This window comes from Geodermatophilus sp. SYSU D01176 (genome assembly GCF_054050015.1).
On the sequence record NZ_JBJGYN010000076.1, the window covers coordinates 1 to 16,131 of the forward strand.

Genomic DNA, 16,131 nt, shown 5'->3' on the forward strand with positions numbered 1-16,131 from the left:
CCCCCCCCCCCCCCCCCCCCCCCCCCCCCCCCCCCCCCCCCCCCCCCCCCCCCCCCCCCCCCCCCCCCCCCCCCCCCCCCCCCCCCCCCCCCCCCCCCCCCCCCCCCCCCCACCGCCACGACCACCACCGGAGCCCACCATGGCCGCTGCCGCCACCACGGTCCGTCGCGCGACCCCCGCGGACGCCGCGACCGTCGCCGCGATGGTCCACGAGATCGCCGCACACGAGGACCAGGCCGAACACGTGCAGGTCACGGACGAGCAGTGGCGGCAGCTGCTCGACCGACCCGAGGTGGTCGTGTTGCTGGCCGAGCGCGACGGCGACGCGATCGGCTGCGTCTCCGCCGTCCGCCAGCTGCACCTGTGGACCGGCGGCGACGTGCTCGACCTCGACGACCTCTACGTCCGCCCCGGACACCGCGACGCCGGCGCCGGCCGACACCTCATGGCCGCCCTGGCTGCCGTCGCCGCACCCGGACAGCTGCTGATCCGCTGGGGCATGGAGGTCGACAACATCGACGCCCAGCGGCTCTACCGCCGCCTGGGCGCCAGCCTGCGGCCGAAGATCCTCGCCGCCTGGCCACCCGCCGCGTACACCGCGCTGCCCGTCGGCCACTGAGCCGCAGCCCGGCTGCCCGACCCGTGGACCTGGCGGAACCGCCGGTCCGAGCCACCGCGTCGCTACCGACGATCAACCCGTAGCCGGAGCACACGTCCGCACCCAGGAGACCGGGATGACCACCAGCGCACCGACCGTCACCGCGGCGACCGAGGCCACCGCCGGCTGCACCCTGGACGTCGGCGGCATGACCTGCGCCTCCTGCGTGGGCCGGGTGGAGAAGGCGCTCAACCGGGTGGCCGGTGTGACCGCCGCCGAGGTGAACCTGGTCACCGAGGTCGCCACCGTGCGCTTCGACCCGGCCCGGACCGGCGTGGACGAGCTGACCGCCGCGGTCACCCGCGCCGGCTACACCGCCACCCCGCGCCGCGAGAGCCAGCCCACCGCCGAGCGCCCCGGCCCCGGCGCCGACGCGCCTGGCGAGGACCGCACCGGCGAAGCGCACCTGACCGCCCTCGAGCGCACGTGGCAGATCACCCTCGCCACCGGCCTCGGCCTGATGGGCCTGATGTACGTGCCGCTGTACCTGGACACGATGGACTGGCTGATGCCGGCGATCCTCGTGGTCGCGACCGTCGTGCAGTTCTGGGCCGGCCGCGACGTCTACCGCGCCGCGTGGACCGCGGCCCGACACCGCTCGACGAACATGAACACCCTGGTGGCGCTGGGCACCGGCGTCGCCTACGGCTACAGCGCCTTCGTCACGCTCTGGCCCGCGGCGGCCGAGCGGTGGGGCCTGCCGCTGCACGTGTACTTCGAGACCTCGCTGGTCATCCTCGCCCTCGTCCTCGCCGGCCGGTGGATGGAGGCCCGCGCCAAGAAGCAGACCGCCGCGGCGATCACCGCCCTGGTCGGCCTCACCCCGAAGACCGCGCGCGTGGTGCGCGACGGCGCCGAGGTCGACGTGCCGGTCGAGCGGGTCGTCGTCGGCGACCTGGTCCGGGTGCGCCCCGGCGAGAAGGTCCCGGTCGACGGCGTCGTCACCGACGGCGCCACCGCCGTGGACGAGAGCATGCTGACCGGCGAGAGCCTGCCGGTGGACAAGACCGTCGGGGACACCCTCATCGGCGCCACGATCAACCGCACCGGCACCGTGGTGCTGCGGGCCACCGCGGTCGGCGCCGACACCGCACTCGCGCAGATCGTCCGCCTGGTGGAGGACGCGCAGGGCGCGAAGGTGCCCCTGCAGCGCCTCGCCGACCGGGTCTCGGCGTGGTTCGTGCCGATCGTCCTCGCCCTGGCCGCCGCCACCTTCCTCGCGTGGGCCGTGCTCGACCCGGACACCGGCCGGCTGACGATGGCGATCACCACCACCATCGCGGTGCTGATCATCGCCTGCCCGTGCGCGCTCGGACTGGCCACGCCGACCGCGGTCATGGTCGGCACCGGCCGCGCCGCCGAACTCGGCATCCTCATCGGCAACGGCGACGCGCTGGAGACCGCCCGCCGGGTCACCGCCGTCGTGCTGGACAAGACCGGCACCATCACCCGCGGCAAGCCGGCCCTCACCGGCATCACCACCACCGCCGGCTGGGCCGAGCACGACATCCTGGCGCTCGTGGCGGCCGCGGAGACCGGCAGCGAGCACCCCGTCGGTGAGGCCCTCGTCGCCGCGGCCACCGCCCGCTCCCTCGACCTGCCGCCACTGCGCACCTTCGACGCCGTCCCCGGCCACGGCATCGACGCCGTCGTCGACGAGCGGCACGTGCTGGTCGGCAACGCTGCCCTGATGACCGCCCGCGGCGTGGACGTCACCGCGCTCGCCCGCACCGCCGCCGCAGCAGCGGCGGCGGGCCAGACCCCGATGTTCGTCGCCATCGACGGGCAGCCGGCCGCGGTGCTGTCGGTCGCCGACACGGTCAAGCCCGAGTCCGCCGAGGCGGTCGCCCAGCTGCAGGCGCTCGGTCTGCGCGTGTGGATGCTCACCGGCGACAACGCCGCCACCGCCACCGCGATCGCGGACCAGGTCGGCATCGAGCACGTGCTCGCCGAGGTGCTGCCCGCCGACAAGGCAGCGCAGGTCCGCCGACTGCAGGACCAGGGGCACGTCGTCGCCTTCTGCGGAGACGGCATCAACGACGCGGCCGCGCTGTCGGCCGCCGACGTCGGCATCGCCATCGGCACCGGCGCCGACGTCGCCATCGCCGCCTCCGACATCACCCTCATCGGCGGCGACCTGCGCGGCATCGTCTCCGCGATCGCGCTGTCCCGGCGCACCGTGACCACCATGAAGCAGGGCCTGGGTTGGGCGTTCGGCTACAACCTGCTGCTGATCCCGGTCGCGGCCGGCGCCCTGTACTGGTGGAACGGGCTGCTGCTGGACCCGGTGCTCGCCTCCGCGGCGATGGCGATGAGCTCGATCAGCGTCGTCACCAACGCGCTGCGGCTGCGCCGCTGCCGCCGGCCGGCCACGGCGGACGAGGTCCTGCACCCGCCGCTGCGCGCCCGCATCGGCCAGTACGCCTACCTGACCGGCGTGGCAGTCGTCGCTCTCGCCCTCGGCGCGGGGCTGACCGCCGTGTCGCGGATGGACTTCGCCGAGCGCGGCATGAACGGCCAGCTGGCCTGGGCGCAGGGCACCGGCATGCCTATGCGGCCGGCGATGAGCGAGATGATGACCGCCGAGGTGCCGCCCACCGACGCCACCGACGCCGGCGTCGACGTCCGCCTCGACCTGCCCGCCGAGGTGCGCCCCGGGCAGCCGACCCGGCTGGTGGCCACCGTCGTCGACAGCGGGACCGGCGAGCCGATCGAGGACCTCACCCGCAGCCACGAGGCGTGGATGCACCTGATCGCCACACGGGAGGACCTGGGCACGTTCGCCCACGTCCACCCGCAGCCGACCGGCGAGCCCGGACGGCTGGCCGTGGAGGTCACGTTCCCGACTGCCGGCCGGTACATCGTCAACACCGAGTTCCGGCGGCAGGGTGAGATGGGCGACGTCCACTCCCGGCAGGTGGTCACCGTGGCCGGCACCGCGCCGGAGCCGGTGTTCCTGGCGGCCGGGCCGCGGACCGTGGTGGTCGGCGAGGTCCGCGTCGAGCTCGAGGGCGAGGCGGCGGCCGGCGGCCGCAGCGACCTGGACTTCACCGTCACCGACGACGCCACCGGTCGGCCGGTCGACGACCTGCAGCCGTACCTGGCCGCCGCCGGCCACGTCGTGGTGATGCGGGCCGACGGGCAGACCTTCGCCCACGAGCACGCCGAGGTCGAGGACGCGTCCGGCCGCCCGGTCTTCGCCCTGCCGGGCCAGACCTTCGGCCCGGAGCTCGATGTGCACGCCGAGTTCGCCACCGCCGGGACGTACCGGCTGTGGGCCCAGTTCAGGCTCGCGGACGGCGACGTGATCACGGTGCCGTTCACCATCGAGGCGACCTGAGCGGACCGGCGGCCCCGGCATGCTGCAGTCAGTGTGCGGGGCCGCTGCCCGACCACCGATCCTCCGGCCGTGGACGTCCCCGAGAACTGACCGAGGAACGAATGACACTCCATGTGCGCGCGGCGGCGCTCGACGACGTCCCGGCCGTCGCCGAGGCGCTCGCCGACGCCTTCGCCGACTACCCGTGGACCCGGTGGACGGTCGACGCCGACGGCCACGGCGGCCGGCTGCGGGCGCTGCACCACCTCTACCTGTCCGCCGTCGCAGTGCCCTTCGGTCGCGTCGACCTCGGGGCGGTGGGGCAGGACCTCGTGGGCATCGCGGTCTGGGTGCCCAGCACCGGGGTCCCCGACGAGGTGTGGGCGCACGTCGGCCCGGCTGCCGCCGAGCTGGCGGGGCGCCGGGCGGCAGCCGCCGCCGAGGCCGAGGAGAGGCTGGCCGACCGCCGACCGGGTGAGCCGCACCTGACTCTGGCCAGCCTGGGCGTCGTGCCGCACCGGCAAGGGCGGGGTCTCGGTGCCGCGCTGCTGGCCCCCGGGCTGGATCGCGCCGACCGGGACGAGCTGCCGGTGTGGCTGGAGACGAGCGCCGAACCGAACGTGCGGTTCTACCGCCGCCTCGGCTTCGCGGTGACCGACGTCGTCGACCTGCCCCGCGGTGGCCCGCGCACGTGGTCGATGCTCCGCGAGCCTGGAACGACGGCCGCCGATCGGACGGCGACCGCGGCGGTCGGGCGCCGGGCGGGGAGCGCCCCGTGAACGTGGTCCTGCTCGCTCTCGTCGTGGCCTGCGAGGTCGGGTTCTGGTGCCTGCTCGGCGCCGGCCTGGTGGCCCGGTACGTGATGCGCCTGCCTCGCACGAGCGCGGTCCTGCTGGCCGGCGCCCCGGTCCTCGACCTCGTCCTCCTGCCGGGCAGTCCCGTGGAGGGTCCTCGTCGCGCCGACCACTGCCCCACCGGGCTCGGGACCCGGGTGTGGTGGATGACCGACGCCGAGGGGGATGGCGTCGGTCGGCTGACCGCCCCCCACGCGTCCCTGCCGGCTCGAGCGGCCCGTCGGGGCCGCGGTCGGAGAGGGGAGCGGCCTGGCAGCCCTGGTCAGCTCTCGAGCACCGACATGATGTTGCCGCCCGGATCGGTGAACCAGGCGATCGCTGGACCCTGCGGACCGCGGGCGACGCCCTTGTCGTCCTGGTCGAAGCCCTCGTAGCGCTCGAACCGGACGCCGCGGGAAGCCAGTTCGTCCACGGCCGCCTCCACGTCCGGGACCGGGAAGTTCAGCACCGTGAAGGTGGCCGGTGTGTGCTCGGGCTTGGCGTACACCAGCACGTCGGTCCCGCCACCCAGGTGGAGGGTGAGAAGTCCGCCCATCTCCGGGTTCGCCTCGACCCGTAACCCGAGGGTCTCCTCGTAGAAGCGGCGGGCGGGGTCGAGGTCGGGGACGGCGAAGCCGCTGAAGGCAGGACTGTCGGTGAGCACGGTCGTTCTCCTCTCGCTCGGTCCTCGTCCCTTGGACCGTCGGCAAGCGCCGCACTCATCGGTCCCGCAGCTCAGGCGGCTGTGGTGCCTGTGCGCGTGGGCCGCAGTCCGCCGCCGTCGGCACCACGTTGCCGTACCGGTTGATGTGGTCACCCCTCGCCCGCGTTCGGGCATGCCGTCCGCCTGAGCGTTCCTCCGGCCCGACCTCCGCCCAGCCGCCGGAGCGTTCTCCAGTGTCTCTCCAGCTGGTCTCCCTGACCCGTCGCCGGCAGCCACGGTCCCCCCCGTCGCCACTCCGGCCCCCTCGCCGTATGCACGATGCTGATGACCGGATCGAACAGTCCCCCGACGTGGTCCATATGACCGCCGAGCTCGCCGCAGTGTCGCCGGGTGCCAGCGCGGTCACCCTGGCCGGTCAGGGGCACATCGCGATGACCACCGCCCCGGAGCTCGTTCGCCGCCGAACTCCTCGGCCTCCTGCGCGCGGACCGGACCGGCGAGCAGCAGTGACCCTCCCCGGGCCCGCCCGTCGCGGGGCCCGTGAGCCGCCGGGCAGCGGGAGCCCACAGGGAACGGGAGGGGCGCGGCACGTGATGACCAGCACGGTCGCGGACGACCTCCGTCGCTACGGCGAGTGCGTGGACCTGGCCGGGCTGATCCACCGCTGCGACCGCGGGATGCACCCGGCGATCCGCTACCCCGAGCCGCTGCCCGGGATCGGTGCGGTCGGCCCCATCGGCTCCGTCGGCTCGGTTCACGCCCGGCTCCCCGGCCACGCCTGGCTCTCCGCGCAGAGCCACGGGTTCGACGACGGTCCGAGAAGCCCATCTGGTCAGGTCAAGAGGCATACCGAACCAGGACGAACGGACCCGAACGGCCGCGACCGGACACCAATGGAGGTCAGACTGGTGGCCAAGCGTCGCCACCGCAGCGCGGGCGGGGCAGGATCGTGGCCGAGGCGGAGCCACGCCTGCGAGGTGGTCCCCGACACTCAACGAGGCAACGATCCTCGGCGGAGCACCCAGCCGGTCAGGGACCGCAGTCGACCCTGGCACCAGGATCACCACCGACTGGCCCACGGACACAGAAGAGCCGTCCAGGAGCGGATCCTTCCAGGAGCGAATCCTTCGACGAGGGAGCGGGCGATGATGACCGTGTTGACCACCAGCAAGCTGCGACCCGGGGGTGAGGAGGAGTGGGACGCAGCGATGCGCGATCGATTCGAGTCCGCACAACGCATGCCGGGCTGGATCTCCGGGCAGTTGCTGACTCCCGAGGACGATCCCCTGTCGCGGGTGATCGTCGGTACCTGGAACAGCGCGAGGACTGGGTGGCCTGGCATGACGACCCGGCGTTCCTCGACAAGCGCGCAGTCCTGGAGGGCCTGGAGTCAACGCCCAACGTGACGCGGTGGTTCTCCGTCGTGGCCGACGCCCGGGTGGGTGGTTAGCCGCCGCTGACCTGCGGTGCTGCTCTGCCGGTGGACTCGAACCAACAACCCTGCGACTTGATCCTGCGGCGTTCAGCATCGGTTGGATGGTGATGAAGACGCAGGTCAGGGTCGGGTCGCGTCATCGGACGGTGTTGGTCGCCGTCGACTGCTGAGGGTGGTCTGTTGGTCGCAAGTCGGTCGCCCCAGCGACCGACCGCCCCTCCTCCTCGGCGCCGCTGGAAGGCGGCTTCAGGCCAAACCACGGGTCCAAGGCGTTCGCCGGTCCTCGGCACTGACGATCCAAGATCCACAGTCGCTGAGTGCCAGGAGGTCACGGCGCTCCGCTTCCTGCCCTACCGCGGGTGCAGCCGGTGGAGGAAGGGACCGGCGTTCGCCCCGCTGCTGGGGGCGCCGGTCAGGGAGTCAAGGCCGACGTGCGCCCGATGCCCCGGGCGGCGGCCCGGACTCCGGGGATGTACGGGCGGACGGCAGACGGCGAACTGCCACGGACCACGATGGACAGCGCGGCAACGACGCTGCCGCGGACCTCGACCGGCGCGGCGACCGACACCGCGTCGTCGGTCACCTGCCGATCGCTCACCGCCACCCCGCTGCGGCGGACTTCGGCGAGGATGCGCCGCAGCTGCCCCGGGTCGGTGATCGTGTGTCGCGTGTACCCGACTAAGGGGTGGGCGAGCACTTCCTCCTGGACCTCGAGCGGGGCATGCGCCAGCAGCACCAGGCCCACCCCGGTCGGCGGCAGGGCAAAGCGCCCGCCGACGCGGGTCAGCACGCCGACGGCCGACCGCCCGGCGATCCGCTCGACGAAGACGACGTCGGTGCCGTCGCGGACAGCCAGCTGCACGTTCTCGTGGGTGACCTCGTAGAGGTCCTCCATGAAGGGGAGCGCCGCCTCGCGGAGCCCGAGACCGCGGGGGGCCAACGCGCCGACCTCCCACACCCGCAGGCCAACCCGGTAGCGCCCGTCCTCGTCGCGTTCGACTCCGCCCCACGCGCACAGCTCGGCCACGAGACGATGCGCGGTCGGCAGTGGCACGTCGACGGCTCGGGCGATCTCCGACAGCGTGAGCGCCGGCCGTTCCCGGGTGAAGGCGTCGAGGACGGCGAGCAGCTTGCCGCCCGCCGTCCGCCGCGCCTGCAACGGCCCGGCACGGCGGCCGCTGGTCACGGGACGTCGATGGTGACGACTCCCGGGCCCCCGTCGGCGCCGGAGAGCCCGCCGGTCCGGGCGCTGACGACGCGGGAGACACAGCACTGCAGCCGGTCACCCGCCCGGTGCTGCTCGTCGCTGAGGAAGACGTCGCGGTGGTCGATGACGCCCTCGACGTCGAGGACCTTGACCTCGCAGAGGCCGCACTCGCCGCGGCGGCAGTCGAACATCATGTCTGCTCCGCACGCCTCCAGCGCCTCGAGCATCGACACGTCGTGCGGCACCAGGGTCTCCAGGCCCAGCCGCGGGATCCGCACGGTGAACGCCTCGGGAGCGAACCGGCCGCTGCTGCCGAACGTCTCGAATCGCAGGTCCGCCGGTCGCCGTCCGGCCTGGGCCCAGGCGGCCTTGATCGCGTCGAGCATGGGCGTGGGACCGCAGACGTACAGCTCCCCGCCGTCCGGGACGCCGGCGACGAGGTCGGCGACGCCGAGGGAGCTCCCCTCGTCGTCGATCCGCAGGTCGAGGCGGTCGCCGTGTTCGGGGACCAGCTCGTCGAGGAAGGCCATGAGGTCCCGCGACCGGGCGCCGTAGACGAAGCGGTAGTCCGCGCCGCGGGCCTTGAGCGCCTTGCCCATGGCCACCAAGGCGGTGATGCCGATGCCTCCGGCGGCCAGGACGTATCCGGGCTTGCCGTAGTTGAGCGGGAAGTTCTGCAGCGGCTGGGTGATCGACACCTCCTGTCCCCGCCGCAGGTTGTGCATGTAGGCCGAGCCACCCCGGCTCTGCCGGGCCAGCTGCACACCGAGGACCAGCTCGGTGCCGTAGCCGCTCATGCCCACGACGGAGTACGAGCGGATGTCGGCGCGACCGTTGACGTAGACCCCGATGTCGATGTGGCTGCCGGGGGGCGCGGGCGCCTCGAGCCGCTCGGGCTCGAGGACGATCCGCCGGACGTGCTGGGCGACCTCGCGGACGTCGATCACCCGCGCCCTCCGCCACCGCTTGGCGCTCGTGGCTGCCATGTCGACTGCTCCGCTACAGCCCGCGGCCCATGAGGCCGGCCGTGGGCTGCTCCCGGTGCCGGGCCACCCCGCCGGCCACCTCCGCTGCCTGACCGGTTCCGCCGTCGCCCGGCGGCTCGGCGTTGGCCGCGGCGGTGACCTCGGCCATCGTGGCGGCGGCGCGCCCGGCCTCGTCGCTCACCGCACCGATGTCCGAACCGAGCTCGGCGTCGATCATGCGCTGCACGATCCGGCGGGTCCACATGCTGCCCGCGTCGATGTTGAGGTTGTAGAAGTCGTAGTCGGGGTTGGCCTCGATCCCCCGCTGCTGGGCCTCGAGCATCAGCTCGTCCTCGAAGAAGACGTTGGACACACCCTCGCGCAGCCGGGTGGTGATCACCTGCTTGTCCAGGCACCAGTCGCGGGCGAAAGCCCACAGGTAGTGGCAGGTGTTGTCGGTCTCCGGTGTCATGGTGTTGATCACCGTTCCGGTGACCCCCTGGCTGCGGTCGCCCTCGGGTGCACCGGTACCGGCCTTGGCCACGCCGACGTCGATCGCGATGGTCGACGGCGCCGTGTAGTGGATGATCTGCCAGCGGTCGACCGGCCCCTCGTAGCCGGGGAAGCGGTCCTGCAGGTTGCGCTTCCAGAACGGCGGCGGGTCGATGCCGAGCATCCACTTGGTCACCGTCACCGTCCGCTCGGTGTGGGTCACGGTGAACTCCGACTCCGACAGCGCGTCGTGGCCGATGCTCGACCCGTGCACGAACTGCTCGTGGGTGAGGTCCATCAGGTTGTCGACGATCAACTGGTAGCTGCAGTTGACGCGGATCGTCTTGCCGTCGCCGGCCCAGTCGGGGTGCTCGTTCCAGTACAGGTCGGGCACCAGCGCCGGGTCGGCCAGCGCCGGGTCGCCCGGCCAGATCCACACGTAGCGGTGCCGCTCCACCACCGGGAAGGAGTGCACCGTGGCGCTGGGGTTGATCGTCTCCTGCGCCGGCATGAACGTGGCCCGGCCGTCGGGGTCGTAGCAGATGCCGTGGTAGCCGCACATGATCTCGTCGTCGCCGCGCAGCTTGCCCATCGACAGCGGCGCCAGCCGGTGCCAGCAGGCGTCGGCCAGCGCGACCGGACGACCGCCGGTGGTCCGGTAGAGGACGACCGGCCGGTTGGCGACCGTCGTGGGGAGCAGGTTGCGCCCCACCTCGTGGTCCCACGCCGCCGCGTACCAGGCGTTGAGCGGGAACGAGCGGAAGGCGGCGTGCCCGGTCGGGCGGCCGATGGAGGCGGGAGAGGTCGAACCGGTCATGTCGGGTCCCTTCAGAGGTCTCGGAGTCGGGAGACGTTCAGGCGGGGATCGGGTCCTCGTGGTGGGCCGGTGACTCCCGGACCATCGCGTAGAGGAAGAAGGAGACGATCATGATCCCGGCGGCGAGGTAGACCCCCGGAGCCCAGCTGCCGGTCGCGTCGCGGAGGATGCCGCTGACCACCGGGCTCAGCACGGCGCCGATCTCCGAGACGAGGTTGAGCATCCCGAACGCCGAGCCCCGCTCGCTGGCGGGCACCAGGTCGCCGGTCATGCCCTGCACGATCGGCTGGAGCGCGTTGAAGAACACGCCGGAGCTGAACAGCAGCAGACCCAGGAGTGCCAGCGAGGGCAGCTGGTCACCCTCCCCACCCGAGATGCTCCAGCCGAACAGGAGCACCAGCACCGAGTAGACGGCGGTGCAGATCAGCGCGAGTGGCTTCCTGCCGCGGCCGCTGCGGACGGCGCGGTCGGCGAGCCAGCCGCCCACGGGGAAGCCGAGGATCCCGGCGCCGGCGTTGAAGGCGGCGGTCAGCGCGGCGGCCAGCAGACTGCTCTCCGCTGCCTCCCGGACGATCTGCACCGACCAGAAGCTGAAGAACCACAGGTTCCACAGGATCGCGATGTAGGCGATGTAGATCAGCCACATGTTCCGGTTGAGCAGGGCCGCGCCGCGACCGGACTGCTTGACGCTGCGCACGATGATCGCGATGTACACGAGCGCGATGACCGACGCGATGGTCGCGGTCAGCCACTCCGGCCACTGGAACGTCTCGGCCATCAGGAAGAGGCCGACGATGACCAGGAAGGTCGGCGTGGAGAACAGCAGCAGCCGCAGGAACGGCGGCCCCAGCCGCAGCGCCCCACCGAGCTTCGACCGGAAGAAGACGAACGCCACCGCCGCGACCACGAACGTGAAAGCGGCGAACACGAAGAACGGCATCCGCCAGGCACCGTCGCCCATCCCCAGCGACTCGCCCCAGGCGATCAGCAGCGGCGTGGCGATGATCCCGACCGTCAGGCCGATGGACAGGCCGGTGATCACGATGCCCAGACCGAGCGTCCGCTGGGCCGCCGGGGTGTGCGTGATGATCAGGGTCCGGTCGTTCGAGTAGAAGACGCCCTCGCCCAGCCCGGTCAGCACACGGGCCGCGACGAACGCGACCAGTCCTGCCACGAGGCCGGAGACGACGGTCAGGACGCCGGCCGCCAACAGCGAGACGATGATCATCTCGCGGTGCCCGAACCGGTCACCGAGCCGCCCGCCCGGGTACTGAGTGAGCATGTAGCCCAGGAAGAACATGGAGCCGACCAGGCCACCCACCGTCGCCGGGTTGGACGCGTCCCCGATGAACCCCGACTCGGTCTGGATCATCCAGGCGATGACGGGGCCGGTGACCGTCCGGTCCGCGTAGCTGACCACCCAGCCGAGCAACAGCACCGCCCACAGGGCCCGGTAGGGCACGACGGGTCTGTCGTCGCGGCCGGCGTCGAGGAGCTGCTCCTCCCGGGCGGTGTCGCTCTCGAAACTCCCTGAAGTCATGCCTCGCTCCTCCGTGAGGGGGGCGTCGTCGATGGTGTGGGCGACGTCCGAGGGAAGGGTGATGGAGCTCACCGCCCAGGGTGTATGCGACTTCCATGTGACGGAAGACAGATCTGGCCGCATCTCGGCGACGATCCCGTCTCTGCTGATCACGACACCCTGGACCACTGCCGGACATCGGCGACCGGCTGGACGGCGCCACATGGTGGTCAGGGCGGGTGGCTGCGACGTGCGAGGACAGAGGTACGAGTCCCCCGGCCGCCAGCGTTGAGTGCCTCCGCGGGGTCGCCGCACGCGTCGCAGGGCAATGGTGGTCAGACCGCCTGGCAAAGCAGTCAGGGGCCGTTCCGGATCTCTCCGGACACGACCCCTGAGCTGCGGCTTCCCGCTGTCGGGCTGACAGGGTGCGAACCCTGCGACCCCTTGACCCCCAGCCGTCGGCCGCGGGTCCGCGACGGTCCGCCGAAGTCCGTTTCGGCAGGTCAACCGGCATACGGAACGACGGCGAACGGTGGCGGACCTCCCCGAACAGGGCTCAATGGTGATCAAGATGGTGGTCAAGGATCGCCGCCGCGAGGTGCCTCTGTGCCGAACTCTGGTCCTCCTTCGCCTGTCGCTGAGCGTGACGATGTCTCGGAGGGTCATGCCCGTGAGCGGCGTCCCGGCCTGCAGGGTGCCGCTGTCGCTGTGCCGCAAGGCCTTGCCCTGGTCGTAACCGGCTCGAGCGGCGGGTGGACGCAGCGACGAGTCCATCGCCTTCGCGCCGAACATGGGCTCGGCCTGTGGACGGTCTGCGCCTGACGTGCGCGCCAGAAACCTGCTCTCCGGGTGCCCTACCCCGTGCCGATGAGTGCGGCAGAAACCTGGCTCCCCGCCTCGAGGCAGGCCCCCGCCGGTCCGAGCGGGCTGCGGTGGGGCGCCACCTCCGGACGAACGGTGCTCAGCTCTGCGGCACGCCACCCCCGGAGTGAACTGAGCAGCGCCAACCCCTCCGCCCGTTCGAGGTCGGCTACGTGGAGCACCCGCTCCCGCAGCCGGCCCGCCTCGAGCAGACGCGCGCGCTCGACCCCCGGGAGGCACCCCGATTCCAGTGGAGGGGTCCACCACTCCCCGTCGAGCTTCAGCGCCAGGGTGGCCCGGGTGGCCTCGGTCAGTTCTCCGCGGGTGTTCAGCATGATCACGTCGTCGACGTCGGGGCGCCGGTCGCGTCGCCGGTCGTACGGCTCCCGCATGCTCGTCTTGTGGTGGAGCCACGTCTCCTGGGCGTCGACCGGATCGTCGTCGACCGCGAGCAGCACCGGGCCGGTGGACGGCACCGGCAGCGCCGCCACATCGACGGCGAGACCGCCGTCGCGGCGGAGCCGGAGCCGGACGCGTGCCGCCGGCTCGCCCGCCAGCCGCGCGGCCAGCACGCGTCGCGCCGTTGACAGGTCGAACCGGAACCCCAGGTGCCCGGCCGAGTCCGCCAGCCGCTGCAGGTGCCGGTCCCGGTTGCGCAGACCGTGCTCCGGGTCATGGCGCATCGTCTCCAGCAGCTCGAACACGCGGGGTCGCGCGGTGAGGACGGCGGCCTTCGCGAGGACCTCCGCGTGCTCGGCCGCCGCCTCCGACCCCCACGTGATGCCGCTCCCGGTGCCGTAGACGGCCTCCCCCGAGGTGGTGTCCACCACCGCGGTGCGGATGGCGACGCTGAACCGCGCCCGCACGGGCGCGTCCGGTGGGCCGACGATACCGATCGCCCCGCAGTAGACCCCGCGGGGGTCAGGCTCCAGGGACCGGATGATGTCCATGGAGCTCGCCTTGGGTGCTCCCGTGACCGAGCCGCAGGGGAAGAGCGCCCGGAACAGCTCCACCAGGCCGGTGCCCGGGCGGAGGCGAGCCGTGACGTCGGAGGTCAGCTGCAGCACGGTCTCGTAGCGTTCGACGGTGAAGAGCGCGGGCACCTCCACGCTGCCGAGCTCCGCGACACGGCCGATGTCGTTGCGCATGAGGTCGACGATCATGACGTTCTCCGCCCGCTCCTTGGGGCTCGAGTGGAGCAGGTCGGCCAGGCGCCGGTCTTCGTCCCCGTTCCGGCCTCGCCGCGCCGTTCCCTTCATCGGGCGGAGCAGCACCTGGTCACCGCGGCGCTCGAAGAACAGTTCGGGGCTGGCGCTGGCCACGGCGAACCGCCCGAGGTCGAGGTAGGCGTTGTAGGCGCCGCGCTGGCCCAGTGCCAGGTCCCGGTAGAGGAGGAAGGGGTCCCCTGGCACGCGGCCGGACATCCGCACGGTCAGGTTGCACTGGAACGTGTCCCCGGCGGCGATCCGCTCCCGGACCTCCCGGACGCCGTGTGCGTGTCCGGCCGGTGTCCACGTGGGTCGCCACCGGGCGGTCGGGGCCGGGCCGGCGCCGGCCGGCTGCAGCGGAGGCAGGGGAACCGGCTCGTCGCAGATCCCGAACCAGACCAGCGGCATGCCCATGGGCGTGGACGGGTGCACCGCGAGCTGTGGATCCAGCCCCGCGGCGGCCTCGTAGGCGACGTAGCCGAACGCCCACCGCCCGGCGTCCGTGGCCCGCTGGACCTCGGCCAGCACGGCGACGACTTCACCGGGGTGTTCGGCCACCAGGATCCGGTCGGGCGCGGCACACCGGAGCGCCGTTCCGGTGCGGAGGTCGTCGAAGCGGGCCCAGGTCACTGCGGCACCGTTGCCCCGTGGACGGCGGCGAGCAGGTGGAACGAGCCGCTCACCACGACCGGCAGCGCCTCGTCCGGCTCCTCCGCGGCACGGCTGACCGCGAGCACCGGGTTCCGCTCCACCGCTGTCGCGAGGCCCCGGTCCGCCGCTGCTGCGGCGACGAGCTCGGCCGGGACGGAGGCGCCGGCGGGGTGGTCGCCGCCGGCCGAGCAGAACTCCGTCGCGACGACCACGGACGTCACCGGCGCGACGACGTGCAGGGCGGCGTCCAGGTCCTTGTCCTGCTTGAACGCGAGGACCCACGGGAACCGGGCGCCGGGGTGGACCTCCTGCAGGGTCGCCACCAACGCCGCGAGCTTCATCGGGTTGTGCGCTCCGTCGAGGACCGCGGTCCGGCCGCCGATGACCCGGCGTTCGAACCGGCCGGGCAGCGTGGCGCTCCGCAACCCCAGCCAGACGGCGTCCGCGTCGAGGCCCCACCCGTCGCGCGCCGCCAGCGCCTCGACGGCACGCAGCGCGAGATGGGCGTTGCTCGCCTGGTGCCGCCCGGTCAGCCCCAGGGACAGGGGCGGTTGGCCCCGCAGGCGCAGCTCGGTGCCGCCCGGCCCGGTCCAGGCCCGCACCGCCGGGGGGCCCAGGTCCACCCACCGGAGAGCGCAGCTCCGGCGGGCTGCCTCTGCGCTGAGCACGTCCTCCACTGCGGGACTGCCCTGGCGAGCCGCCACGGCGCGACCGCCGAAGGGCAGGATGCCTGCCTTCTGGGCCGCGATCTCGGGGAGCGTCGCCCCGAGCAGGTCCTGGTGGTCCAGGCCGATCGGCGTGACGACCGCGAGCTTGTCCGCCCGGGAGATCGTGTTGGTGGAGTCGAGCAGTCCCCCGAGCCCGGTCTCGACGACCCCGTAGTCGACCCGGTCGGCGAACAGGCTGAAGGCGATGCCGTTGGTGACCTCGAAGAAGGACGGCCGGCCGTGCCCGGCCCGCTCCACCGCCTCGACCGCCGGCCGGATCCGTTCCAGCTCCGCGTCGACGAGATCGGCTCCGGCGGGGGCACCGTCCAGCAGGAACCGCTCGAGGAGGCTGTGGACGTGCGGCGACAGGTGGGTACCGACCCGGAAGCCGTGCGCCCGGAGGAGGCTCGCGACGAAGGTGCTCACCGACCCCTTCCCCGCGGTGCCCGCCACGTGCACGGCGCGGAAACCGTCCTGCGGATGCCCCAGCTCCCCGAAGAGGGCACGGGCGCGCGCGAGCCCCACGCCCGCCGGGCCCCGCTGCGGGCCGAGCTCCTCGTACAGGTACCGGTGGACGCGGTCGAGCGCGGTCCGGGACGAGGGTGTGCCGGCGGGCGACAGCAGGCCGGCCGTCCCGGTCGACATCAGACCTCCAGCGACCGGTTCACCGGAAGACGACCGTGCTGGCCCCGTTGAGCAGGACCCGCCGCTCGCAGTGCCAGCGGACCGCCCGGGACAGGGCCAGCGCCTCGGCGTCCCGGCCGACGGTGGCCAGCGCCCGCGGGTCGTGGGCGT

At 73.0% G+C, this 16,131-nt stretch carries 10 protein-coding genes and 1 pseudogene; 4 read left to right on the plus strand and 7 right to left on the minus strand.

Going from position 1 to position 16,131, the window contains the following annotated elements:
* Positions 1-139 precede the first annotated feature (139 nt).
* The 3 genes from ACI78Z_RS23565 to ACI78Z_RS23575 all read left to right on the plus strand — a co-directional run bounded on the left by ACI78Z_RS23565 (position 140) and on the right by ACI78Z_RS23575 (position 4,756).
* A complete protein-coding gene (locus ACI78Z_RS23565) occupies positions 140-619 on the plus strand; it encodes an N-acetyltransferase family protein (protein WP_457038967.1) in 480 nt (159 codons plus the stop codon).
* 115 nt (positions 620-734) lie between these two features.
* Positions 735-3,998, plus strand: a complete 3,264-nt coding sequence (locus ACI78Z_RS23570; RefSeq protein WP_457038968.1) for a heavy metal translocating P-type ATPase — start codon at positions 735-737, stop codon at positions 3,996-3,998.
* Between the two features lie 101 nt (positions 3,999-4,099).
* The gene (locus ACI78Z_RS23575) at positions 4,100-4,756 is read left to right on the plus strand and encodes a GNAT family N-acetyltransferase (protein ID WP_457038969.1); all 657 of its coding nucleotides are present in this window, start codon (positions 4,100-4,102) and stop codon (positions 4,754-4,756) included.
* Between the two features lie 337 nt (positions 4,757-5,093).
* Here ACI78Z_RS23575 and ACI78Z_RS23580 read toward each other — a convergent pair whose 3' ends face one another.
* A complete protein-coding gene (locus ACI78Z_RS23580; protein WP_457038970.1) occupies positions 5,094-5,474 on the minus strand; it encodes a VOC family protein in 381 nt (126 codons plus the stop codon).
* Positions 5,475-6,622: 1,148 nt separating this feature from the next.
* On the opposite strand from ACI78Z_RS23580, the pseudogene ACI78Z_RS23585 reads away from it, so the two are divergent.
* Positions 6,623-6,784, plus strand: a pseudogene (locus ACI78Z_RS23585) (antibiotic biosynthesis monooxygenase family protein); the annotation flags it as partial.
* Positions 6,785-7,321: 537 nt separating this feature from the next.
* Here ACI78Z_RS23585 and ACI78Z_RS23590 read toward each other — a convergent pair.
* The 6 genes from ACI78Z_RS23590 to ACI78Z_RS23615 all read right to left on the minus strand — a co-directional run bounded on the left by ACI78Z_RS23590 (position 7,322) and on the right by ACI78Z_RS23615 (position 15,981).
* On the minus strand, positions 7,322-8,095 hold the full coding sequence (locus ACI78Z_RS23590; protein WP_457038971.1) for an IclR family transcriptional regulator: 774 nt from the start codon (positions 8,093-8,095) through the stop codon (positions 7,322-7,324).
* Complete coding sequence (locus ACI78Z_RS23595) at positions 8,092-9,102, minus strand: PDR/VanB family oxidoreductase (protein WP_457038972.1); 1,011 nt, start codon at positions 9,100-9,102, stop codon at positions 8,092-8,094. The genes ACI78Z_RS23590 and ACI78Z_RS23595 overlap by 4 nt, the downstream gene beginning before the upstream one ends.
* Positions 9,103-9,115: 13 nt before the next feature.
* A complete protein-coding gene (locus ACI78Z_RS23600) occupies positions 9,116-10,390 on the minus strand; it encodes an aromatic ring-hydroxylating dioxygenase subunit alpha (RefSeq protein WP_457038973.1) in 1,275 nt (424 codons plus the stop codon).
* 37 nt (positions 10,391-10,427) lie between these two features.
* Positions 10,428-11,930 (minus strand): MFS transporter, encoded by a 1,503-nt coding sequence (locus ACI78Z_RS23605; protein ID WP_457038974.1) that lies wholly within the window; start codon positions 11,928-11,930, stop codon positions 10,428-10,430.
* A gap of 833 nt (positions 11,931-12,763) precedes the next feature.
* Positions 12,764-14,608, minus strand: coding sequence for an aminodeoxychorismate synthase component I (gene pabB, locus ACI78Z_RS23610; RefSeq protein ID WP_457038975.1), 1,845 nt, complete (start codon positions 14,606-14,608; stop codon positions 12,764-12,766).
* Positions 14,605-15,981 carry a bifunctional folylpolyglutamate synthase/dihydrofolate synthase gene (locus ACI78Z_RS23615; protein ID WP_457038976.1) on the minus strand — a complete coding sequence of 459 codons (1,377 nt, stop codon included), beginning with the start codon at positions 15,979-15,981 and terminating at the stop codon, positions 14,605-14,607. Before ACI78Z_RS23615 ends, pabB begins: the two co-directional genes overlap by 4 nt.
* Between the last annotated feature and the right edge of the window lie 150 nt (positions 15,982-16,131).

Bases quoted from the DNA above. Each gene is read 5' to 3' on its own strand.
- ACI78Z_RS23575 (WP_457038969.1), top strand. From the start codon at position 4,100: ATGACACTCCATGTGCGCGCGGCGGCGCTCGACGACGTCCCGGCCGTC.
- ACI78Z_RS23615 (WP_457038976.1), bottom strand. From the start codon at position 15,981: ATGTCGACCGGGACGGCCGGCCTGCTGTCGCCCGCCGGCACACCCTCG.
- ACI78Z_RS23605 (WP_457038974.1), bottom strand. From the start codon at position 11,930: ATGACTTCAGGGAGTTTCGAGAGCGACACCGCCCGGGAGGAGCAGCTC.
- ACI78Z_RS23565 (WP_457038967.1), top strand. From the start codon at position 140: ATGGCCGCTGCCGCCACCACGGTCCGTCGCGCGACCCCCGCGGACGCC.
- ACI78Z_RS23595 (WP_457038972.1), bottom strand. From the start codon at position 9,102: ATGGCAGCCACGAGCGCCAAGCGGTGGCGGAGGGCGCGGGTGATCGAC.
- ACI78Z_RS23570 (WP_457038968.1), top strand. From the start codon at position 735: ATGACCACCAGCGCACCGACCGTCACCGCGGCGACCGAGGCCACCGCC.
- ACI78Z_RS23600 (WP_457038973.1), bottom strand. From the start codon at position 10,390: ATGACCGGTTCGACCTCTCCCGCCTCCATCGGCCGCCCGACCGGGCAC.